The 21778-nt window shown below is 54.6% G+C and carries 28 protein-coding genes, 1 tRNA gene and 1 pseudogene; 17 read left to right on the top strand and 13 right to left on the bottom strand.

Going from position 1 to position 21778, the window contains the following annotated elements:
- Positions 1 to 905: S-layer homology domain-containing protein (locus I6E39_RS01340; RefSeq protein WP_235379511.1), on the top strand; the 905-nt coding region annotated here is incomplete at its 5' end.
- A gap of 62 nt (positions 906 to 967) precedes the next feature.
- On the opposite strand, the gene I6E39_RS01345 is transcribed toward I6E39_RS01340, so the two are convergent.
- The 3 genes from I6E39_RS01345 to I6E39_RS01355 all read right to left on the bottom strand — a co-directional run bounded on the left by I6E39_RS01345 (position 968) and on the right by I6E39_RS01355 (position 2323).
- Positions 968 to 1531 carry a tyrosine-type recombinase/integrase gene (locus tag I6E39_RS01345; RefSeq protein WP_235379512.1) on the bottom strand — a complete coding sequence of 188 codons (564 nt, stop codon included), beginning with the start codon at positions 1529 to 1531 and terminating at the stop codon, positions 968 to 970.
- Between the two features lie 143 nt (positions 1532 to 1674).
- Entirely contained in the window at positions 1675 to 1983 is a 309-nt protein-coding gene (locus I6E39_RS01350; RefSeq protein WP_235379513.1) for a DUF6809 family protein, read from the bottom strand.
- A 61-nt stretch (positions 1984 to 2044) separates the two neighbouring features.
- On the bottom strand, positions 2045 to 2323 hold the full coding sequence (locus I6E39_RS01355) for a hypothetical protein (RefSeq protein ID WP_235222425.1): 279 nt from the start codon (positions 2321 to 2323) through the stop codon (positions 2045 to 2047).
- A 244-nt stretch (positions 2324 to 2567) separates the two neighbouring features.
- On the opposite strand from I6E39_RS01355, the gene I6E39_RS01360 reads away from it, so the two are divergent.
- Positions 2568 to 2780: a helix-turn-helix domain-containing protein gene (locus I6E39_RS01360; protein WP_235379514.1), complete on the top strand. Its 213-nt coding sequence runs from the start codon at positions 2568 to 2570 to the stop codon at positions 2778 to 2780.
- Between the two features lie 252 nt (positions 2781 to 3032).
- Here the strand turns inward: I6E39_RS01360 and I6E39_RS01365 are convergent, their stop codons facing one another.
- The 8 genes from I6E39_RS01365 to I6E39_RS01400 all read right to left on the bottom strand — a co-directional run bounded on the left by I6E39_RS01365 (position 3033) and on the right by I6E39_RS01400 (position 7066).
- Positions 3033 to 3722 (bottom strand): DUF1281 family ferredoxin-like fold protein, encoded by a 690-nt coding sequence (locus I6E39_RS01365; protein WP_235379515.1) that lies wholly within the window; start codon positions 3720 to 3722, stop codon positions 3033 to 3035.
- Between the two features lie 193 nt (positions 3723 to 3915).
- Positions 3916 to 4056, bottom strand: coding sequence for a hypothetical protein (locus I6E39_RS01370; protein ID WP_235379516.1), 141 nt, complete (start codon positions 4054 to 4056; stop codon positions 3916 to 3918).
- Positions 4057 to 4548: 492 nt separating this feature from the next.
- Positions 4549 to 4755, bottom strand: a complete 207-nt coding sequence (locus tag I6E39_RS01375; protein ID WP_235379517.1) for a GIY-YIG nuclease family protein — start codon at positions 4753 to 4755, stop codon at positions 4549 to 4551.
- Positions 4755 to 5360, bottom strand: coding sequence for a hypothetical protein (locus tag I6E39_RS01380; RefSeq protein WP_235379518.1), 606 nt, complete (start codon positions 5358 to 5360; stop codon positions 4755 to 4757). Before I6E39_RS01380 ends, I6E39_RS01375 begins: the two co-directional genes overlap by 1 nt.
- A 105-nt stretch (positions 5361 to 5465) precedes the next feature.
- Entirely contained in the window at positions 5466 to 5930 is a 465-nt protein-coding gene (locus I6E39_RS01385) for a hypothetical protein (protein WP_235379519.1), read from the bottom strand.
- Positions 5931 to 5975: 45 nt separating this feature from the next.
- Positions 5976 to 6413 carry a hypothetical protein gene (locus I6E39_RS01390; protein WP_235379520.1) on the bottom strand — a complete coding sequence of 146 codons (438 nt, stop codon included), beginning with the start codon at positions 6411 to 6413 and terminating at the stop codon, positions 5976 to 5978.
- Between the two features lie 160 nt (positions 6414 to 6573).
- Positions 6574 to 6756: a hypothetical protein gene (locus tag I6E39_RS01395; RefSeq protein WP_235379521.1), complete on the bottom strand. Its 183-nt coding sequence runs from the start codon at positions 6754 to 6756 to the stop codon at positions 6574 to 6576.
- Between the two features lie 49 nt (positions 6757 to 6805).
- Positions 6806 to 7066, bottom strand: coding sequence for a hypothetical protein (locus I6E39_RS01400; RefSeq protein WP_235379522.1), 261 nt, complete (start codon positions 7064 to 7066; stop codon positions 6806 to 6808).
- A gap of 486 nt (positions 7067 to 7552) precedes the next feature.
- Here I6E39_RS01400 and I6E39_RS01405 point away from each other — a divergent pair.
- The 4 genes and pseudogenes from I6E39_RS01405 to I6E39_RS01420 form a co-directional block, all read left to right on the top strand.
- A pseudogene (locus tag I6E39_RS01405) lies at positions 7553 to 7717 on the top strand (sporulation initiation factor Spo0A C-terminal domain-containing protein); the annotation flags it as partial.
- Between the two features lie 84 nt (positions 7718 to 7801).
- Entirely contained in the window at positions 7802 to 8044 is a 243-nt protein-coding gene (locus tag I6E39_RS01410) for a TIGR03905 family TSCPD domain-containing protein (RefSeq protein WP_235379523.1), read from the top strand.
- A gap of 440 nt (positions 8045 to 8484) precedes the next feature.
- Entirely contained in the window at positions 8485 to 9540 is a 1056-nt protein-coding gene (locus I6E39_RS01415; RefSeq protein ID WP_235379524.1) for a TAXI family TRAP transporter solute-binding subunit, read from the top strand.
- Positions 9541 to 9715: 175 nt separating this feature from the next.
- Complete coding sequence (locus I6E39_RS01420) at positions 9716 to 11731, top strand: TRAP transporter permease (RefSeq protein WP_235379525.1); 2016 nt, start codon at positions 9716 to 9718, stop codon at positions 11729 to 11731.
- Positions 11732 to 11899: 168 nt separating this feature from the next.
- Here the strand turns inward: I6E39_RS01420 and I6E39_RS01425 are convergent, their stop codons facing one another.
- A complete protein-coding gene (locus I6E39_RS01425) occupies positions 11900 to 13264 on the bottom strand; it encodes a D-alanyl-D-alanine carboxypeptidase family protein (protein WP_235379526.1) in 1365 nt (454 codons plus the stop codon).
- Positions 13265 to 13381: 117 nt separating this feature from the next.
- Here I6E39_RS01425 and I6E39_RS01430 point away from each other — a divergent pair, with 117 nt between their 5' ends.
- From I6E39_RS01430 to I6E39_RS01460, 7 genes are all read left to right on the top strand, one after another.
- The gene (locus tag I6E39_RS01430) at positions 13382 to 13783 is read left to right on the top strand and encodes a ComEA family DNA-binding protein (protein ID WP_235379527.1); all 402 of its coding nucleotides are present in this window, start codon (positions 13382 to 13384) and stop codon (positions 13781 to 13783) included.
- A gap of 19 nt (positions 13784 to 13802) precedes the next feature.
- On the top strand, positions 13803 to 14507 hold the full coding sequence (locus I6E39_RS01435; protein ID WP_235379528.1) for a response regulator transcription factor: 705 nt from the start codon (positions 13803 to 13805) through the stop codon (positions 14505 to 14507).
- 27 nt (positions 14508 to 14534) lie between these two features.
- Positions 14535 to 16028: a sensor histidine kinase gene (locus I6E39_RS01440; protein WP_235379529.1), complete on the top strand. Its 1494-nt coding sequence runs from the start codon at positions 14535 to 14537 to the stop codon at positions 16026 to 16028.
- Positions 16025 to 16552: a GerMN domain-containing protein gene (locus tag I6E39_RS01445; RefSeq protein WP_235379530.1), complete on the top strand. Its 528-nt coding sequence runs from the start codon at positions 16025 to 16027 to the stop codon at positions 16550 to 16552. Before I6E39_RS01440 ends, I6E39_RS01445 begins: the two co-directional genes overlap by 4 nt.
- A gap of 144 nt (positions 16553 to 16696) precedes the next feature.
- Entirely contained in the window at positions 16697 to 17980 is a 1284-nt protein-coding gene (locus tag I6E39_RS01450) for an O-acetylhomoserine aminocarboxypropyltransferase/cysteine synthase family protein (RefSeq protein ID WP_235379531.1), read from the top strand.
- Between the two features lie 66 nt (positions 17981 to 18046).
- Positions 18047 to 18424 carry a DUF3783 domain-containing protein gene (locus tag I6E39_RS01455; protein ID WP_235379532.1) on the top strand — a complete coding sequence of 126 codons (378 nt, stop codon included), beginning with the start codon at positions 18047 to 18049 and terminating at the stop codon, positions 18422 to 18424.
- Between the two features lie 85 nt (positions 18425 to 18509).
- A tRNA-Leu gene (locus tag I6E39_RS01460) sits at positions 18510 to 18596 on the top strand.
- A gap of 459 nt (positions 18597 to 19055) precedes the next feature.
- On the opposite strand, the gene I6E39_RS01465 is transcribed toward I6E39_RS01460, so the two are convergent.
- A complete protein-coding gene (locus I6E39_RS01465; RefSeq protein ID WP_235379533.1) occupies positions 19056 to 19343 on the bottom strand; it encodes a tyrosine-type recombinase/integrase in 288 nt (95 codons plus the stop codon).
- Between the two features lie 106 nt (positions 19344 to 19449).
- On the opposite strand from I6E39_RS01465, the gene I6E39_RS01470 reads away from it, so the two are divergent.
- From I6E39_RS01470 to I6E39_RS01485, 4 genes are all read left to right on the top strand, one after another.
- Positions 19450 to 19953, top strand: a complete 504-nt coding sequence (locus tag I6E39_RS01470) for a hypothetical protein (protein ID WP_235379534.1) — start codon at positions 19450 to 19452, stop codon at positions 19951 to 19953.
- Positions 19950 to 20330, top strand: a complete 381-nt coding sequence (locus tag I6E39_RS01475) for a coiled-coil domain-containing protein 124 (RefSeq protein WP_235379535.1) — start codon at positions 19950 to 19952, stop codon at positions 20328 to 20330. Before I6E39_RS01470 ends, I6E39_RS01475 begins: the two co-directional genes overlap by 4 nt.
- A 208-nt stretch (positions 20331 to 20538) precedes the next feature.
- A complete protein-coding gene (locus tag I6E39_RS01480) occupies positions 20539 to 21300 on the top strand; it encodes a rolling circle replication-associated protein (protein ID WP_235379536.1) in 762 nt (253 codons plus the stop codon).
- A 209-nt stretch (positions 21301 to 21509) separates the two neighbouring features.
- Positions 21510 to 21665 (top strand): hypothetical protein, encoded by a 156-nt coding sequence (locus I6E39_RS01485; protein WP_235379537.1) that lies wholly within the window; start codon positions 21510 to 21512, stop codon positions 21663 to 21665.
- Positions 21666 to 21778: the final 113 nt, after the last annotated feature.

Here is a 21778-nt window from a genome sequence, read left to right on the forward strand (position 1 = left end):
ATGACTGGAAGGATGCCGACTGCGATACCCCCAAGACCTGTGAACGCTGCGGTGCAACTGATGGTAATCCTCTTGGCCATGACTGGAAGGATGCCGACTGCGATACCCCCAAGACCTGCTCTGTTTGCGGCGCAACCGAGGGCGAAGCTCTGGGTCACACATGGGTAGCCGCCGATTGCGATACTCCCAAGACCTGTGAACACTGTGGCGCAACTGATGGCAATCCTCTTGGCCATGATTTTAGCAATAACCGCGAATATTGCGCAAATGATTGTGGCACAAGGAATCCGAACTATTCGTCCTCTGGATCTTCGAGACCCGGCCCCTCTAGACCGTCCAGACCCTCCAGACCTGCAAAACCGGAGCAGCCCCAAAATCCGTTCGTTGATGTAACGGAAGATGATTATTTCTTTGACTCCGTGATTTGGGCTGATGGTGAGGGAATTACTTCCGGCACAAGTGCGAAGACCTTTAGCCCCTACGTTACCTGCACCCGTGCCCAGGCAGTGACCTTCCTGTGGCGTACTGCTGGTTCTCCCGAGCCTAAGAGCACTGAGATGCCCTTCGAGGATGTGGCCGATGGCGCTTACTACTATGATGCGGTTCTGTGGGCCGTCGAGAACGGTATTACTGCCGGTACTACCGCAACTACCTTTGGCCCTAACAACAACTGCACCCGCGCTCAGATTGTTACCTTCCTGTGGCGTTCTCAGAAGTCTCCCGCCGGTGAAGCTGTGAATCCCTTCGCCGATGTTGCTGTCGGGGCTTACTACTATGATGCGGTTCTGTGGGCCGTCGAGAACGGTATTACTGCCGGTACTACCGCAACTACCTTTGGCCCTAACAACAACTGCACCCGCGCTCAGATTGTGACATTTCTGTATCGTGCTCTGAGTAGTGAGTAATACCACATACTAAAAAACAGGGAGCCATTTGGTTCCCTGTTTTTCTATCTAAAAGAAAAAGATTACAAAAGCTGTGCATGTCCCTCTATTGCCGCTTCAATCCTCTGCGGCTCAATGCCGATGTAGCGCTGAGTGACGGCGGCGGAGCTGTGTTGTAAAAGCCGCTGGACAAGGGCAATGTCGTAGCCACTGTTTTTGTAAATCTCCGTAGCGTACCATTTACGGAAGCTGTGAGTGCTGATGCCCTCAAAGCCCAGATAGTCGCAGACGATTTTCAACTGCTTCTGGATGGCTCTTTCGGTCAAAGGAAAAATCCGTTCGTCGCGGCGGATGCCGTTCCGCAGGCAATAGTTTTCGATGTACTGCTGGATCACCAGAGGCACCGTGAAAATGCGCCTCTTCCCGGTCTTCTGCTCCACGATCTCAAGGCGGTATCTGCCACCGTCCAAAACGATGTCACAGAGGCGGAGTTTTACAATGTCGCTAATCCGCAAGCCAAGATTCCCTTCCAACACAAGGGCCGTCGCAACACGCTCATTGGGGCGGCAACCGCAAAAGCCCTCTTTCATGGTTTGGATAATCTCTTTGTATTGCTCCGTGGTGAGAGCCTTTGTCTTCTTGTTCATAGCCGCCTCCAAAAGCAGAAAGTTCGTAAAATCAGGCGATCAAGTTCGTTTGTTTGCGGCGTCCGCCTGATTTCCGCATAAATGCTGGGTTTTGGTGTTCGTATTATCTGGATTATACGAATTTGGGGGAGTGCGGCGGAGAATTACTCCGCCGTATTCAATTCGTTGATCTGAACCATAGGAGAATTGTAGTCCCCCACCACATCCAGAATCATCCTTGCCCCTAACCGAAAACCACGGATGAAGGTATCACAGTCTTTCACATCTTCAACGTGTGCCTGTTGATCGCAATAGACTTGATACGCCTGCTTCCCGGCATCGGACAGGTGGTTGTAAAACTCGTCCTCGCTCTCGTTTGCCTGATGGATAAGCCTCGCATACGGGCTTCCCTTTCGATACCCTCTATCGGCGGGAGTGATATTGCCCTCCCACAAATCTTTCAGCACATACATCCTGAATCCCTCCTATTTCTCGCTCCACGGGCTTTGTGTTGCCCGTGGAGCGTTTTTCTTATCAGCAGGATACGGAGAAGCGGCGGCTGCTGACGGGCTTTGTGAAGTCCTTGTAGAGGTCAGCATACAGACGCTTGAAGGTGGTGCTGTCGAAGCGGTTGGAGATCACATTGGTGAAGCGGACGATGTAAGCCCCGGCAACCAACTCTTCGGTGTTCTGCCGAACCATCTCTTCCTTGATAGCCTCCCGGATGGCGTCGGCCTTGGCCTTTGCCTTGGAAGCCAGATCGTCGTAGTTGTTCATGGTCTCGATCATGGAAATCATTTCGTTCTTGCTCATTTTTCATTTCTCCTTTTCTTCGTTTGATCGGGGGGATTATAGAGGGAATATCCGATTCGTCCTCGGCCCGTCCGTCGCAGCCACCCGATCTCTCTTAACTGTCTATATAATACTACGAAATTCGTAATTTGTCAATACGTTTATCGTAATTTATTTTACGAAATTCAAAAGATTTTTTCGCTATCCGTATTGACCAAATACGATATTCGTAGTATGATGCATTCGTAGAAAAAGGAGGGTTTCTATGATAAAGTTCAAGGTCAAGGTTATGCTTGCCATGCGAGACATGACGCAGAAAGAGCTTGCGGAGCGGACGGGCATCAGACCGCCCACAGTCTCCGCAATCTGCACTGGAGCCATCAAACACCTGCCAGTAGAGGCACTGGATAAGATTTGTGAAGTTCTGGACTGCCAACCTGCCGATCTGATGGAGTATGTGAAAGAGCCTGTTCAATAAAACAGTTGGTTTCCTGCACGGCGGCGGAGGCTCCAAAAGAGAAAGAAATCGCCCTGTTTTGGCGCAAATTTTGTTCAGGGAATTACTGACACCCTTTTGCGGACATCCTTAGCTATTTCGGGAAAAATTATTTTTTTACTTGCCGTTTCAAATTTGGGGTGGGCTACGCTCCCGCTAAATGATGGTTTTAATCCAGAAGACGGTTTTGTTGGCTGTGAACGATAGAGAGTTTCTTCAACTATGGAACATCTTTTAGGCAACTTTGGAATCGGATGTTAACTGGTCAGGTACAACTTCAAAGGAGAAATTCTCACTTGCGATAAAACATCCATCAGTCATCACTCTGATTCTGCCATTCATATATTCCCTGTAATAAAGCTTGCCAAGAGTAACGCCGCTAAGTTTTTCAATATCCCGAACTGCTTCAAAGACGCCGCTATCTTTAATGGGGAAGAGAGGATCGGAAAGAGCGTATTCGTCGGCCTGTTCATCGTTTTCCTCGCAGAGAGGATTATCTGCGTAATCTCCATCAAAAGAGAAAATTATTTTCCCGTTTTCGTAAATCCGCTTTCCGCAAAAGCACATTCCGCACTCATAAAAACTGTATGTAAAGCGCATGGAGGGAAACAGCCTTGCCAACGCAGCAATAACAGGATCACAAGGAGACCACGCGGTCAGGAAGTGAAATTCGTCATCATAGACTTCAACATCTACGCTATTCCACTTAGTTCCCCAATTTTTACAAGACCAATCGTACCAGTTGTTTTCACCATAGAGGGCTTTTTCTTCGGAGCCAACAGGGCCCTGATAGATATAATCAGGCATAGGTACGATTTTGTTGAAGTCAAACTTGTTTTCATTGGATTTTACAAAATCAATAAGGTTCTTTACAGCATCGGCAGGACCATCAATCCACAGGTAGTTGTCGCAATAGTTAGGCATTTTGTTTCTCCTATCATTTTTTGATTTTTTTATTTCTTAACTTTATGTATTTATTATAATATATTTTTATTAAAAAATCAAAAAAGATCGTTTTTTCAATCGATTCGGTAACTATTTTAGGATATTCGTCGTTAAACGGCAGAAAACGAAAAAAGGCGGAAGTCGCTCTTTCCAGAACGGCTCCCGCCTTGCTTTATTTCCAATCTCTGAATATATCGTCCAGAGCCTTGTCCATTGCGACTTTCAGGCTCTTTTCCATGATCCTGAACAGCTCCGCTTCCAATAGGGATTGACGTTTCTTTTTCTTCTTGTCCTTTTCCTTCTGGCTACTCATTTCACCTTCACCTCGCTTGTGATCTTGACTTCGCCGATCTCGGCTTCTTCCCCGGCTGCCATGCGGTCATCATAGCCTTTCAGCATCTTTTTGTGACAAGCGTATAGGATTTCCTACGGTGTATAGCCGTCCAAGTGCATCCAGTTGTAGTATTCGGGGATGTTTCTATTTTGAAATTTTGAATAATTCATATTATCTAACCTTTCCATACAAAAATTGAGGGGGACAAATCTCCCTCATTCTATCTGAAATCTGCTCTATTTGGATTTACGGTATTTGCTACTGTAAAATCTCGGATAGAGTGATAGTGCTTGCCAATTCATTGATTTCATAGTTTCGCCAGTTGTCGGCTTTGGGTATCTGTGTGTTCAGAGCAGGACGATTTGCCCTGATATATTCGCCCTCTTTTTCTCCGATCTCTTCTTTGATGGCAGACGCATAGCGTGCCTTTGCGTCATAAAGCACATCAAAGTTGATGGAATGACCTTTGCGCTATGCTTCCGCCAAGATGCGGTATTTTCGTGTTTCTTGTCCTTTGATGGCTGCGTAATGCTCCGCCACGCGTCTGAGCATATTCGTACTCTTTCCGATGTAAACAATGATATTGTCGATCTTGATGCAGTAAATGCCCGCGTGATCGTATTTATCGGCATACCCATTTCGTTTCAGCCATTGATACATATTTTCTGCGTAGCCCATTAGAATACAAACTCCTTCTTTTCCGGTTTTGGCAGGAGCGTCTTTTTCGGCTCTGCTGTTGGTAATTTAATGTGTATTTCTTTCACTTCTGGAATCTTTACCTCCTTTGTAATCTCCAGACCATACCTATTATTTATTCCGTTGTTATCTGTTGGAATAGTTGTATTATTTATTTCTATATCCTCTCCCGGTATAGAATGAACGGCTGGCTCTCCGTCTGTGACGGCGCTCGGACATTCCTCAGAATTCAATCCGTCTGTCGACACCGCTTTTTTGAGGGGTGTTCCGGGGCGCGTCTGTGGTACTTCATAGAAATCATAGGTGTTTCCGCCTGTTTCTACCAGATACCCTTTGTCAATCAGTCTTACAAATTGATCGTGGTAGGTTGATCGTGCCATTCCTACCGCCTGACGAATGGCGGCAGGGGAGAGCGCAAGATCATATCCATCTGCGTTTGATGCAAGGTACAGATACAACAGCAATGCATGAGCGCCGAGGTCACGCGCCGCGGACTGCCAGTTTTCATTTTTGATACCGAGAAAGTCGGATCGAGCCTTTTCTCGGTGAATGGTTACAACCCTCTGGTTGGGAACCGTATACGGCATAATCTATCTCCTTTTCTTTTGTTTTATATAAATATTATAACATTTTTTAATTATTAAATCAAAAACAGGCGTTTTGGGGACAGCTCTCAGCTTTTTGCATCTGGATTAGGAAGCCTCTTTAGTCTTCTTGAACTTGTAAACCTTGGGGTTGGGCTCTTCGGGTTTCTTGGGAAGGACAAACAGTTTATTGTCTTTGAAGATAGGAACTGCCGCGTAATCAGGAAACTGCGCTCTGAACCAATCGGCAACAAACTTATGGGGATTGGCAAGCGGCTTGGAAAGAGCCTTGACGGTTTCAAAAACGTCCAGAAGATCGGCGGAATTCTCGTAGGCTTCGATGTGCTTTTTCATGTTCTCATAGGTCATACGCTTATTCTTGTTGGCGGTAGTGACTTCTCGACCAGCCTGAACGCTGACAGTCAGATTAGGGAAGTCTTTCGTAATGCTCTTGACCAGATTGTATTCGGGAGAGCCATACTGCTGAGAGGCGGCGTAGAACTTGTAGTTCATAATCAGAGTGTCGGTAGTAAAGTCAATCCGATAACCGGAAATCTTCTTAGTAGTAGCCATAATTCATAATTCCTTTCTTAATTTAGATTCGTATTTGTTGGCGGATTAGAGATTCGCAGCGGTAGGAACGGCAAACATGTCGTTCTCTGCGGCGTTCTTAGCAGCCAGTTCCTCGAAGAAATCCATGTAATCATTGACATCGGAATACTTCTTCTTGAACCATGCCAGCACTGCGCGGTAGGGGTTAGCCTTGACCTTGGAGAGATTGATCTGCTTCTGGAACTCTGCCATGACAGCCTCGGCATCGTCCTGCTCGCGGATGAAAGCAGCCATGTTTTCGTAGGTCATGTTCTTGGTGATGTTCACCTTGTCGGGGTTGGTCTTGATCTTCTTGGTCACCATCTTGGCGTTGGGGTAGTAGGTCAGGTACTCGCGCCACTGCTTGAACTCGTCAGTGCCGAAGATGGAAGCGTTCTTGGCAAAAGCCTTGGTAACCTGAGCCTCGTTGTCGTTGATGTAGCGGATAGCATTCTTGGTAGTCATAGTAGTAATCTCCTTTTAATATTTTGATTTTGATTTTTTGTGGGGTTTTGTGTTCCCCTTGTTTCTGATATTAGTATAGCAAACCTGATTTCTTAACCTGGCACAAAAACGAACCAGTGTTGTTTTTCCTTTTGGAATTGTTTACTTGGTGTTGATGAGGTTATTTAACATGATGGGGATAGATCAGAGCGAATGCTTCCACAAACATTTCGTCAGTCCACTGAGCCAGTTCCTCGGCGGTCAGCCAATGACCATCGTCACACAGCCAACCATGCTCGTCAATTGCCATGCAGACCATCTCGGACATACCGTCAAACTCTTCTTCAGTAAAAAACTTCTTCATTGTTATTCTCCTTTTCTTTCTTAAAAATAGCCTGTAGGGATATAATCTATTAGTCGTTGTAGTTTTTGCACCAGAACTCTTCGTAATCAAACTCAATTTCCTTCTGCTCAAAAATGTGTTCAACTCTGCTCAGAGGAACATCGTTCAGCGTTTCCAGAATGGCGGCAATCCATTTGCACTTTTCAACATCTTCTTCACTGATTCGATCGAACAGTCCATAACCGTCTGCATCGATGGAGAGGGCGATAATCATATCATGGATTTTCTTGTAGTCAGAAACGGTCATTCCAGTCTTGGATTTCTTTTTCATTTTCGTATTCTCCTTTGTTATTTTGTTTGGGTTTTGTGTTCCCCTGTTTTCTGATACCAGTATACCAAACTACATCTCTTGACATGGCACATAACTATACCATCAAAGAAATATAAAAAGAAAAAATCAGCCTCTCGTTTAAGGCTGATTGATGGCGGGGGAAACCGAACTTTGGAGCGGGACTCAAGGTGGCATGGGGGCAGGGCTTGCGGCAGACTCGTTTCTAACTCCTGGACACTATAAAGTTCTCAATTTTTGTTGGAAAGTTGAAGAAAGTCTTCAAAAGTTGATGGTTGAGATCAATTTATACTTAAATACCCCAATAAACTTCAAATTTTGAGAGTTTATAGGCTTAGAAGTTGACGAATTCAAAAACATCTGATAGCATTAGGACAACCCGATGAACAGTCGTGGTTCATACCAGCAAATTAAGCAACAAATCTGTTTTGAAGCGAAGCCGTTTTTTGTGGGCCGACAGGCACACCCATCCGCCACGCCATCGAGGTGGCCTGGGACCGGGGCGACCTGGAGACCCTGCAGAAGTACTTCGGCTACACGGTCTCCAACGCCAAGGGCAAGCCCACCAACAGCGAGTTCATCGCCATGATCGCCGACCGACTCCAGCTGCAAAGAAAGAAAAACGGCTTCTGATTCCAAGGCCGCCCCGGTATGGCTAACCGCCCCTTGAGTTTTTTCTCCGCCTGTGTTAAAATGCCGGAGAAAGGTGGCGAGAATATGACGTTTCAATATACGCCGCGAGGCGTTTGCTCCAGAAAATTTACCATTGAGGTAGAGGACGGGATCATCCGCTCCCTGGATGTGGAAGGAGGCTGCAGTGGAAACCTGCAGGGACTTTCCGCGTTGATGAAGGGAATGAAAGTAGAGGAGGCTATCCAACGCATGGAGGGGATCCGCTGCGGGATGAAAGCTACTTCCTGTCCGGACCAGATCGCCCAGGCATTGAAGACCTGCGTGTAAACTGGATTGGAGACCAATGAATGACAAAAAATCAACAGGCGCGGCACGTTTCTAAAACTGCCGGCGCCTGTTTTTTTGCGAAATTTTTTCCACCGGCGCATTAGAATAACGGAGCCGGCATATCAGATTGTTGGAGCCGTCCGCCGGTGGAGGACACCTTGAAACGCCGGTCGGAAAAGGGGAAAAGTGGAGGCGGGACGTGCAAAACGAGGATATGAACAGGTAAAACGGAGAAAAATGACGAATATCCTGCAAAATATAGAGCGCAAGGGGAGGATATCTGCATATTTTCCCTGAAAACGAAGGAAATTGTGCAAATGTGAAAAGGAAGTCAGAAAAGCCTATTGCTTTTTTGTCCAAGGTACAGTATAATAACTGTAGTTCCCTAAGAGAAAACATTGTGACGAAGCAACTCGAATCATGAATTGGAGGAATGAAACATGAAGAAGAAACTTGCTCTCGCCCTGGCTGCCGCGATGATTATGAGCCTGGCCCTGGCCGGCTGCGGCGGCAATGACAAGCCCGCCGCGTCCAGCGGCAACGCTTCTGCCGGCGGCTCCGCCAGCGCTTCTGCCAGCCAGCCCGCTTCCGATGGCCTCGCGCCCAAGGATGGCGGCACCAGCCTGACCTTCACCACCGGCGGTGAGACCGGTACTTACTATGGATTTGGCAACGTCATCGCCAACAAGGTCGGCGACCTGACCAGCACCTCTGTCAAGGCCATCAGCTCCGGCGGTTCCGCCGCCAACATCCAGGCGCTGGAAGACGGCGACGCCCAGCTGGGCTTCGTGCAGTCCGACGTTATGGTGTACGCCTTCAACGGCGAGCGCACCTTCGCTGAGACCGGCGCCTGCACCGGCTTCTCCACCGTGGCCAACCTGTACATGGAGCAGGTCCAGATCGTCACTGTCGACCCCAGCATCAAGACCGTTGCTGACCTGGCCGGCAAGAAGGTCTCCGTCGGCGCTGCCGGTTCCGGCGTGTACTTCAACGCCGTTGACGTTCTGGGCGTGTATGGCCTGGACGTGGAGAAGGACATCGTTCCCACCTACCAGTCCTTCGGTGATTCCGCCGAGGCTCTGAAGGACGGCCAGATCGACGCCGCCTTCATCGTGGCCGGCGCTCCCACCACCGCTGTCACCGACCTGGCTTCCGGCCGTGAGATCTCCCTGGTCAGCCTGGATCAGGAGCACATCGACAAGCTGATCGAGTCCTCCCCCTACTACAGCCCCAACACCATCGCCAAGGACGTGTACGGCACCGCTGAGGACGCCACCACCGTGGCCGTGGGCGCTGTGGTCATCGCCCGTGACGACGTGTCCGAGGCTGACGTGTACAACTTCCTGTACGGCACCTTCGAGGATATCCCCAACCTGTCTCACGGCAAGGCCGCTGAGCTGGACCTGGACTTCGCCGCTTCCGTGACTGCCATTGGCTATCACCCCGGCGCTGTGGCTTACTTCGCTGACAAGGGCATCACCGTCCCCGCCAAGTAAGCAGGAAAAACGATTTTATCACGCAATAAGCCTGGTGGCTGCGGCGGGTCACCCGCCGCAGCCACAATTTTCAATCCGGCAGGCCTCGAAGCAGATGCGTCCGCGCCTTGGCGGGACGCGGAGGCATGTGTTCCGTGGTTGTTTCGAAAAACCGCTTGGAGAAAGGAGAACGCACATGGATAAGGAAAAAGAAAAATTGGTACAACCGGAATTGGAAGAGGATTCTGGAGTAGGTACCGCTGCTGATGTTGAGGAGGTCATGAAAAAGTATGACCGAGAATCCAATACCCGCATCTGGGAGGGCTGGCAGAGGACTGCTGTTCGCATTATCGGCATCGCTTTCTCCTGCTACTGTATCTTCTCTACGCTGAAGGGCTGGCCCACTCTGCCCGAGCAGAAACTGAACATCTTCCTGGGCCTGATCCTGATCATGGGCTATCTGCACTACCCCATTAAAAAGGGTATCACCAAGGTCAATTACATGCCCTGGTACGATATTCTCATTATGGTCGTGGGCGCATTTCCCTTCTTCTACTTCGCGGCCAACGCCAACTCGGTGATTCAGCTTGCCACCCGCGTGACCAAGGACCCCAAGATGGTGGTCTTCGCCATCGTCGGTATTCTGGCGCTGATGGAGTTGTGCCGCCGCAGCGTGGGTATCCCCATCCTGTGTGTGCTGGGCGCCCTGCTGATTTACACGTTCTCCAGCGTCCGCTTCGGCAAGGTGATTTATGACCTGTTCTACACCACCAGCGGCGTCATGGGCACCCCCATCAACGTGTGTCAGAAGTACATCGTAGTGTTCATTATCTTTGGCGCATTCCTGGAACGCACCGGCATTTCCAACTTCTTCATCAACCTGGCTAACTGCGTGGCCGGCTCTTCTGCCGGCGGTCCCGCCAAGGTGGCTGTCATCTCCTCCGCCCTGTGCGGCATGGTGTCCGGCTCCTCCGTGGGCAACACCGTGACCACCGGCTCCGTCACCATCCCCATGATGAAGAAGACCGGCTACAAGGGCGAGTTTGCCGGCGCCGTTGAGGCTGCCGCCTCCACCGGCGGTCAGATCATGCCCCCCATCATGGGCGCCGCCGCCTTCCTGATGGCGGAGTACATGGGCATCCCCTACGCTCAGGTGGCCCTGAAGGCCATCCTGCCCGCCGTGCTGTACTTCACCGGCATCTACATTGCCGTCCATCTGGAGGCCAAGAAGCTGGGGCTGAAAGGTATCCCCAGAAGCGAACTCCCCAAGATCAGCAAGCTGCTGCCCAAGATTTACCTGCTGCTGCCTCTGGTGGTGCTGGTGGCCCTGGTGGCTACCCAAGCCCGTACCATGCAGATGTCCGCCGCCATCGCCATCGTGGTCACCATCGTGGTGGGCATCATCAATAACTTTGTGAACAAGGCCGCCAATATCGACGAGCCCTCTGAGCAGTTTACCGTCACCAAGTTCCTGGACGCCCTGGAGGCCGGCGGCAAGAGCGTCATCACCGTGGCGGTGGCTTGTGCCATGGCCGGTCTGGTTGCCGGCTGCATTACCACCACCGGTCTGGCGTCCACGCTGATCACCACCATCGTCAAGGTCTCCGGCGGCAAGGCTATCATTGCCCTGTTCCTGACCATGATCTGCTGCATCATCCTGGGCATGGGCGTGCCCACCACCGCTAACTTCTGCATCATGGCCTCTACTTGCGCCCCCATCCTGATGGATAAGCGCATTGGTATTGTTCCTGTGTGTGCCTACTTCTTTGTGTTCTACTTCGGCATCGTGGCCGACATCACGCCTCCCGTGGCCCTGGCCGCCTACGCCGGCTCCGCCATCGCCAAGGCGCCTCCCATGAAGACGGCCCTCAACGCCACCCGCTTGGCCATCGCCGCGTTCATCGTGCCCTATATCTTTGCGTTCAGCCCCGCAATGCTGTTTGAGTTCGAGTCTGTGGGCATCAGCGGCGCTATGATCCCCGTCTCCGTGGTGCAGATCTGCATTACCTCGCTGCTGGGTATCTTCGGTGTGGCTGCGGCTCTGAACGGCTTCTTGTTCAAGCATATGAACCCCCTGTTCCGGGTGGCCATCGCGGCCGGCGGCCTGTGCATGATGATCCCCGGTACCCTCACCGATGTGGTGGGTCTTGTGGTTGTGGGCGGTGTCTACTTCTATCAGCGCATGAGCGCCAAGAAAGCTGTCCAGGCCTGAGCCAGGAAATATTTCATACGGAAACAAGTAAAAACAAGGCGTCCGGCTGCGGCCGGACGCCTTGCCGTTCCATGAGGGGACCAATGGTTCGCGGAAAGGAAAAGCATGATAAAAAGCCCCTGCGGTTTTCGTAAAACCGCAGAGGCTTTTTGACGCAAAGTATGGTATTTATCTTCTGCGGGTACCCCGGTAGTTGCCGCGGGCCCGTGCACCCGCGCCGGAGTGGTAGCGCCGCCGCTTGCGGAAGACGGTCAGCTTCAAAACCAAAAGGACCACCACAAGCAAGACCAGAACCAGCACCAGCTTGACCCGGGTGCTCTGGAAAAAGGCGATGAACTGGGCCTTTTTGTACAGCAGCTCCGAGCGCTCCACCGAGGTGACGGCCACCAGATCCAAAGTTCCGTAGACCTCGCCCTCATAGGACAGCTTCATGGTGCCCAGCACCTGCCCCTCCTGAACGGGAGCTTCTACCTCGGGGGAGAAAAGAGTGATCTCTGTCTCGATCTTGTCCAGATCCAGGTCCTTGGGCAGGGTGCGGGTAATGGAGCCCTGGGGCTTCACGTTGACCTCATCAGCCTGCCGGGAGAGGGTAACGGCTACCTTGTCCACCGGCTCGCTGCCCCGGGTGATGGTCACCCGCTCGAAGTTCTGAAAGCCCCACTTCAGCAGCTTGGTGCTCTCGGTGAATTGCCCCTGTCTGAGCTTGTCATAGCCCTGCTGCTCAATGGGGCCGGAACCCAGGACCACGGAGACCAGCAGAGTGTCTCCGTCCTCCGCCGCCGCCACCAGGCAGCGGCCCGCCTCGTCGGTGGAGCCTGTCTTGCCGCCGATGCACTTGTCATAGACATAGCCGAGATAGTGCAGGTTGGAGATCAGACCGTTGGTGTTGTAGTAAAGCCGCTCCCCGGAGAGATTGGTGGCCGGAACAGTGTGGCTGGCGGTCCCGATGATGGTGCGGAACAGGTCATATTCCAGAGCTGCGGTCATGAACAGCGAAATGTCGTAGGCGGTGGTGTAGTGGTCATCGTTGTGGAGACCGTGGGGGTTGACGAAGTGGGTGCCCTGGCAGCCCAGCTCCCCAGCCTTCCGGTTCATGTGGGCCACAAATTCCTCAATGCTACCGTCCACCGCCTCGGCCAGGACCTTGGCCGCGTCGTTGGCGGAGGGGAGAAGCAGGCAGTAGAGCAGCTCCTCCACCGTCAGCTGTTCCCCGGCCTTCAGGTCGGCGCTGGATTCGTTGGCATAGGATTTCTGGGCGGCCAGCTCGCTGACTGTGACCACAGTGTCCGTGGTCAGCTGACCGGACTCCAAGGCCTCCATCACCAACAGGGCGGTCATCACCTTGGTGATGCTGGCGGGATAGGCCTTGTCATAGGCCCCCTTGCTGTACAGCACCTCGCCGTAATTGGCGTCCACCAGCACCGCGTTGCGGCACTGGAGTTCCGGCTCTTCCAGAGCAAAGGAGGGGACGCACAGCATGGAAAGGACCATGGGGATCAGTAGCAGAAACGAGAATGTACGATATTTTTTCATAGGAAAATCTCCGCATGTATGTTATACTAATTATGTATACGGCACGGCGCCGCAGGAAATGAAGGGATTACATTATATCAAAGGACGGCTCCGTCCGCAAGAGCTGGGGGGAGAAAGATGACTGGAATATCCCGGTATGAAAAGGCGGTCCTGAGCTTGACAGCGGCGTTTCTCCTGTTTACCGGAGGCTGGTTTCTGGCCCGGCAGAATATGGCTGCCCCCTACGAGGTGACCACAGCCCGGCCGGGAACGGAGCAGACGGAGATGTTCCAGAGCGGTCAGCCGGCGAACAGCCGCCCCGACAGCCTGCTGGAGGGAGAGGTCATTGACCTGAATACTGCCGACTTGTACGACCTCGAGCGGCTGCCCGGCATTGGAGAGAAGCGGGCCCAGGCTATTGTGGCCTACCGGGAGGAGCATGGCCCCTTTCAGTCGGTGGAAGATCTGACCCAGGTGTCCGGCATCGGTCAGGGAATCTTGGACGGCCTGCGGGAGTATGTGACAGTGAACGGCCCTTGAGGGGCGAGGAGTGAAATAAATGGCCAAAATTTTAGTGGTGGACGACGAGCAGGTGCTGGTCAAGGGCATCAAATTCAATCTGGAGCACGAGGGCTACCAAGTGGAAGCGGGCTACGACGGGGAGCAGGCTGTGGAACTGGCCCGGGAGGGGGGCTTTGACCTGATCATCCTGGACCTGATGATGCCAAAGATCGACGGTCTCCAGGCCTGTATGCGGATCCGGGAGTTCTCCAACGTGCCCGTCATTATGCTGACGGCCAAGGGAGAGGATGCGGATAAGATCATGGGCTTTGAGTGCGGAGCCGATGACTATATCACCAAGCCCTTCAATATCCTGGAGCTGAAGGCCCGGGTGCGGGCGCTGTTGCGCCGCTCGGGCGCGGCGGTGCAGAAGCAGTCCGGCGGCACGCTGACGGTGGGCCATATCCGCCTGGACTCCGGGGAGCGGGCGGCCTGGAAGGACGGCCAGCGGGTGGAGCTGACCGCCAAAGAGTTCGACCTGATGGAGCTGCTGATGCGGAACCCGGGCCGGGTGTACAGCCGGGAGAACCTGCTGAATGTGGTGTGGGGCTATGAGTATATCGGGGACTACCGGACGGTGGACGTCCATGTCCGCCGTCTGCGGGAGAAGCTGGAGCTGGACCCCGCCAACCCCGAATACATCCGTACCAAGTGGGGCGTGGGATATTACCTGTCCAATCGGGCGGAGGACAAGAACGGATGAGTCCATTTTTCCGGAGGAGTTGAGGCTATGGACGGGACGGAGAAGCGTGGGCGCAAGAAAGTACCCTTGTTTGCCTCGCTCCAGATGAAATATGCCATGAGCTATCTGGTGATCTTCGCGGTGGTGCTGGTGCTGATGAACACCTACCCGGTGATGGCCTCTCAGGAACTGCTGTTCACATCCAAGCGGGATTCGCTGAAAAGCCAGGCGGCAGTGATGGCTTCGGCCCTGATGGAGCTGGAGTCCCTGTCCGCCGATCAGGTGGTTCGGGTCATGAACATGCTGGACAATATGGGGCTGACCCGGATCCTGGTCACCGATCCCGCCGGACTGATCCTGTATGACAGCACCCGGGACGACTGGGGCGGGACACCCCCTCCGGAGCAGGAGGAACCCGAGGAGCCGGAGTACCGCTACGCATTGTATCAGGAGATCGTGACAGCCCTGCGGGGGAACGATGTGTTTTACTCCCGGTATTCCGATAAGGTATTTACCTCCACGGCCGCCTGTCCCATCGTCTACCGGGGCATGGTCATTGGGGCCATCTATATTTTAGAGGTAGACGAGGCGCAGGGAGCCCTGCTGCTCAGCCTCCAGCAGAATCTTCGCAATATCTCCCTGGTGATCGCCGCAGTTACGGTGGTCATGAGTACGCTGTTTTCCAAGATACTCACCGCGCGGATCGCCGCGCTGCTCAGTGCGATCCGGATCGTGGGGGAGGGGGAATACGGTCACCGGCTCCAGCCCGCGGGCAAAGACGAGCTGGCCCAGTTGGCTGAAGAGTTCAACCAGCTGACCGACCGCCTCCAGACCACGGAGGAAGTGCGGCGGCGTTTTGTTTCCGACGCCAGCCACGAGCTGAAGACGCCCCTGGCATCGATCCAGCTTCTGTCCGACTCTATTCTTCAGAACCAGCAGATGGACCAGGAGACGGTGCGCGACTTTGTCAACGATATCGGGGAGGAGGCCAGGCGCCTCACCCGCATTACCGAACACCTTCTGGCCTTGACCCGGCTGGACAGCCTGCCGGTGGAAAAGACCGGGCCGGTGGATGTGGCCGGCGTGGTGGAGCGGGCGGTGAACATGCTGCTCCCGGTGGCCGATACCGCGGGGGTCACCATCCAGTCCGCTCCGAGGCCGGGGTGCCTGATCCGCTGCACCACCGACGACTTGTACCAGATCTGCTTCAACCTCATTGAGAATGCCATCAAATATAACTTTGCCGGCGGATACGTCTATGTGTCTGCCTATAAGGACGGAGACCAGATCCTCATTGAAGTTGCGGACACTGGGATTGGTATCCCGGAGGAGGACCTGCCCAAGGTGTTCAACCGGTTCTACCGGGTGGACAAGGCCCGCTCCCGGGCTGCCGGCGGTACCGGCCTGGGGCTGTCCATTGTCCGGGACACGGTACGCCGCCATGACGGCTGGGTCACCGCCCGCCGCCGCAACCCGGAGGGCAGTATCTTTACCGTGGGCTTCCCCCAGTACGTCCCGGACCCGGAGGAGGAGATCCCATGAAAAAGCGGTGGATGTTTCTGGCCCTGGCCCTGTTGGTGCTGGCGGGAATAGCCGGGTGCGGCAGGAGCGGGGACGGCGAAAACGGGGAGTATGTCCTCTATTTTCTGGCCAGCAGTGTGGAAAAGCACGGGCCTGCCCTGAAAACAGAACCTTACGCCGGCGAGGAGCAGGCGGAACCCACACCGGCGGAACTGGTCCAGGCTCTCCTGGCAGGTCCTGCCGCCCAAGACCTGCGTTCTCCTTTTCCCAGAGGGGTCACCATGCAGGACTGCAGCTTTGATCCGGAGCAGCCTGGCAGAGTGGAGGTCACCCTGTCTGAGCGCTACGGAGAGCTGACCGATATTTCTCTGACCCTGGCCGACTACTGTATCGTTCTGACGTTGTCTCAGATCGAGGGAGTCGAGTCTGTGGAGATCATTTCCGGCGGACACGCCGCCCACTACCGCAGCCATCAGGTTTTGACGGCGGAGGAGGCGCTGTTGACCGACTACCTGGCGGACGGGACGCAGGAGGAGACCGGATGATCCGGACAGTGGGGAAGGGGAGAACGGAGCGGCGGCCATGGCACAAAAACTGGGCCGCGCCCCAGTTTGAACCAAGAATCATATTGACAAATGAGCTTTACACCAGTAAGCTAAATTACACGCTAATAGAAAGAAGGAGTCCTCATGAGCGATTACAAGATCAATACCAAATGCGTCCAGGGCGGCTATACCCCCGGCAACGGAGAGCCCCGCCAGATTCCCATCATCCAGTCCACCACCTTCAAGTACGCCACCAGCGAGGATATGGGCAAGCTGTTTGACCTGGAGGCCGATGGTTACTTCTATACCCGGCTCCAAAACCCCACCAACGACTATGTGGCGGCCAAGATCTGCGACCTTGAGGGCGGTACCGCCGCCATGCTCACCTCCTCCGGTCAGGCGGCCAACTTCTACGCTGTCTTCAATATCGCCAACTGCGGAGACCATGTGGTGGCCTCCTCCACCATTTATGGCGGCACTTATAACCTGTTCCATGTGACCATGCGGAAGATGGGTATTGAGTTCACCTTCGTGGAGCCCGACTGTACTGACGAGGAGCTGGAGGCTGCCTTCCGCCCCAATACCAAGGCTGTCTTTGGCGAGACCATCGCCAACCCCGCCCTCACCGTCTTTGATATCGAGCGCTTCGCCAAGGCCGCCCACGCCCACGGCGTGCCCCTGATCATCGACAACACCTTTGCCACGCCCGTCAATTGCCGTCCCTTCGAGTGGGGCTGCGACATCGTCACCCACTCCACCACCAAGTATATGGACGGCCACGGTGCCGGGGTGGGCGGCTGCATCGTGGACAGCGGCAAGTTTGACTGGATGGCTCACGCTGATAAATTCCCCGGCCTGTGCACCCCCGACGACAGCTACCACGGCATCACTTATGCAGAAAAGTTTGGCCAGGCTGGCGCTTTTATTACCAAGTGTACCGCCCAGCTGATGCGGGACTTTGGCTCCATCCAGTCCCCCCAGAACGCTTTCCTGCTGAATCTGGGTCTGGAGAGTCTTCACGTCCGGATGGCCCGCCACTGCGAGAACGGTCTGGCTGTGGCCAAGTTCCTGAAGGACCACCCCAAGGTCAGCTTTGTCACCTATCCCGGTCTGGAGGGGGACAAGTACTATGACCTGGCCCAAAAGTACATGCCCAACGGCACCTGCGGCGTGGTGTCCTTCGGGGTCAAGGGCGGGCGCAAGGCCGCTGAGACCTTCATGAAGCACCTGAAACTGGCCGCCATCGAGACCCATGTGGCCGATGCCCGGACCTGCTGCCTCCACCCCGCTTCCGCCACCCACCGGCAGATGAACGATGCGGAACTGGTGGCCGCCGGCATTACTCCCGACCTGGTGCGTATGTCCTGCGGTATTGAGGACGCCGCTGATCTCATCGCGGATATCGAGCAGGCTCTGGCCCAGGTGTAACAAAAGAAAAGAAGGGAGCGGACGGCCTAGAAGGGCCGTCCGCTCCCTGAAGAAAGGACGAAAACCATGAAATCAGGCACCATACTGATGTATAATTGTTCCGGCCCGGAGTTTTCCAAGCTGCGCCAGATCTTTGCCATGCTGCGCCTGAGAATGCGCCCCGTGGGACCCGATCGTTACCATGTCTCTCTGGCCGAACTGGCCGAGGGGAAGGGCGAGGCTTCCGCTGAGGCTGGCGAGGCCATTCCCGAGGCTATGCTGGTCTTCTGCGGCCTGGGCGATGCCCTTCTTCATCAGGTGCTGGAGGTCATCCGTGTGGCCAAGCTGCCTCCCATTCCCTTAAAGGCGGTCATGACCGAGACCAACCGGGAGTGGGATACCCATCAGCTCTATGAGGAGCTGCTGAAGGAACGAGAGGCCATCGCAGCCCAACAAAAAGCTTAGGAATAAGGGCGGATTGCAAAAATCCCGTTGACAAATCCCGGCAGGGACAGTATAATAATCTAGCGGTTTGAAAAAACCGCGCTTTGCGGCTGTGCTGGAATTGGTAGACTGGCAAGCTTGAGGTGCTTGTGTCCGGATGGGCGTACGGGTTCGACTCCCGTCAGCCGCACCACCGAAAAAATCCCGAAACCCCTGTATTTGCAAGGGTTCCGGGATTTTTCTTTTTGCACCAAAGGGCAGTTTGGCCGTTACTTGGCCGTTAGGGTCTGAAAAACGGGCATTTTAGCCGTCAAATCCGTCAGCGCTGACGGATTTTGGAGGGCGATTCGAGGGGATGAAAACGGCCAGCGCTGACCGTTTTGAAGGGCCTGTGTGTTCCTGATCCAAATCCGAAAGCGCTTTCGGATTTACTGGGGAGCTGGGGAGATCCGTCAACGTTGACGGATTTGAGCCACGGAGGATCTCTTTTCCCAAATTACCATACGTGTGGTAATTTGAACCGCTCCAAATGCGCAGACGTCTGCGGATTTGCCGGATTTGGGCGGTGTCCGAATTGGACACAAAAGAGGAGCGGGACAGCTGCCGTTCTGCACGGCGGTCCCGCTCCAAGGTGTTTTATATGGGTGCTGGCTCATGCGCTGCCACTCGCCTTCTTAGTGCTGCCCAGGGCCAGAGCCTCGGCCACGGCCTCCCCGGCACGGGCCTGTGCCTCTGCGAAGGTGTGGGCGTAGATATTGAGGGTGGTGGTCACCTGGGAGTGTCCCAGGGAGGCGGAGACGGTGCGCACGTCTGCGCCGCTGTTGATGAGCAGCGAGGCGTTCAGGTGTCGGAAGTGGTGGACGCCCAGAAAGCGCTGTCCGGTCTCCTGGCAGATGATTGAGTGTATCGGTCCGGCTCCTCTGGAGGCTTGGGACCCCAATGATGTGGGAAATCCGGTCTCCAGGGTGAAATAACAGAGTCAGAGGCAGTTACATGACGGAGCGGGACAGGCCTTCTGTCCCGCTCCAGACAGCAAGGAGGACCACATGGGGCAGCGAGGTACCAACACTCCGCCTGTGCAGCGGCGGGCTAATTTCAGAAACTCCAGGGAGAAGCTGGAGGGGCTGCTTGCGGCCAATTTCCGGGAAGGGGCCCAGCTGGTGACGCTTACCTACGGAGAAGGCACAAAGGCTCCCTCCCGGAAGCTGGCGGACCTCCAGGTCCGGGACTGGCTGCGGGCCGTACGGGATAAGCAAGGCCAGCGGCTGCGCTACATCCGGGCCACAGGCTGGGAGAACGGCGGGGACGGCTGCCCGGTCCACAGGGTCGTTGTGGCCCTCCACGCGGCCTCTGTGGCCTCGCTGGCGGGCCTGTGGGAGCATGGTCCTGTAACGGTGGAGGCGGTACATGGCGAGGCTATGAAAGCCCTTGCGGCCCTCCTCATGCGCCCGGCGCTGGAGGCGGAGCGGGACCCGGTGCCATGCGGTCGTATGTGGTCCCCATCGGCCGGGCTGATCCGCCCGGAACAGAAAGGAGAAAAAGCAGTATGAACTATCTGACGAATACAGAGGATGAGTATCGGGCGGGCGTCAAGTATTTTAAGCAGCTGAGCCAACTGGCCCTGAAGGAGCCGGAGCGGAGTATGTCGGCCCTTGCCCTGGAGGCTCTGCGGTACGCAGCAGTGCGGATGGAGAATCCGCCCCTGACTCTGAACCACCTGAAACAGATGCACGGCCAGCCGGTCTATTGCAGCAGCTGGACAGGCGGACCGACTGGGGGCGGCATCATCGACGCCAACAAGGAGCAGGTGATCCTGTTGGACCACGATGGAGTGTGGCGGGATACCTGGTTCTGGAACAGCACCGGGAAATATTACAGGTTCCCCTTGAACGGGGTGGACCTGCTGGGGCCGGACGGCCCGGATTGACAAAACATGCCAGAGCCTTGAGGGCCAGTGCAGGATACAAAAGCCGGGGAGGGCCCGGCCCTTCACTGACGGCAAGTGCATACATGTGCCAGCGCCTGAGCCTTTGCGCCTGAGCCAGAGCCAACGGTGAACGAGTGGGAGCAGCTGTTCCCGCTCCATGGGGAGCCGTTGCCCTGGCTCTTATTTTATCCACAGGAGGCGCTGGCACATGGCAAAGCGAAAAAAGACCATCACGGCGGGGTGCATCGTCAAGACCATCCTATACACGGCCCCGGAGCCCCGGGACGGGGCGAGGGCCAGGGCGGAGAAGTCCCGCATGACCACAGCGGCCCAGAAGGCCATGAACGACAAAACCGCCCGTGGGCGGCTGGAAATGCTGCTGGCGGCCAACTTTGTGGGAAAGGACCTGTTTGTCACCCTGACCTACCGGGACGCCGATCTCCCGGCAAAGCGGGCCGGGGCGGTGAAGAACGTGCGCAAGTTCCTGCGGCAGCTTCGGGAGCACAGGAAGGCCAGGGGGCAAGAGCTGAAATATGTCTACACCACGGAGGAGAAGCACGGGGAGGCCCGGTTACACCACCACCTGGTGATCAACGCCACGGAGCGGGATATTGAGACCATCCGCAGCCTGTGGCCCTACGGGGACATTATAGACCTGGAATACGTGCGGGACCGGGACTATGAGACCCTGGCCCTGTACCTGACGAAAGAGAGCGTGGAGGGCCGTCCGGTGGGCGCTCAGATGTGGACCAGGAGTAAGAACCTGGGGGAGCCGAAGGTGGAGACCTGTTTCGCACCGGATGATACGGCCCTTGCCGCCCCCATCGGCTGTCACATACTGGAGCGGGAGGAGAAGGTCACGGAGTACGGCAGTTACAGCTATATCAAATACCGGGTGCCTCATTATCTGCGGGGCTTGACTAAAAACGGTCAGGCCCTTTTTTCGTGCCATCAAATAAGAGGGAGGTGATACGAAAGACCAAGGAAACATCGAAAAAGTGTGACTGGTGTATCCTTTTGTACCCTGAACATGGAGCGGACATGGAAATTCATGGGAGATGAATGTCGAGTATTTTTTGAGACTTGTCTGGACAGGATAAATCAGAAAACGGAGGCGTTGCACCTCTTCCGGCAGCTTGCAGCCATATATCCTTACAAGGAGTACAGGAGTGTTGCGTTATGTCCGCTTCTTGTTCCAGAAAACAGGCCTACCAGCAGGGGATGCTGGTTTACTTCAATCAGACATTGTTGGCAAAAGGGATCATCACCGACCGGGAATACACAGCCATGAAGCTGAAGATCCGGGCACGGGACGGGGCTGTAACCACCAGATAGCATTCCAAACAAGTCAAAAAACCGCCTGAACATGGTGTTCAGGCGGTTTTTTCGGATCAAAACTGGGAAGCGGGGTCCAACTGTTTTTCTCCTGGATGCAGGGGAGGAAAAAT

It is taken from the genome of Pseudoflavonifractor phocaeensis (assembly GCF_021531375.1).
Lineage (GTDB): Bacteria > Bacillota > Clostridia > Oscillospirales > Oscillospiraceae > Lawsonibacter > Lawsonibacter phocaeensis_B.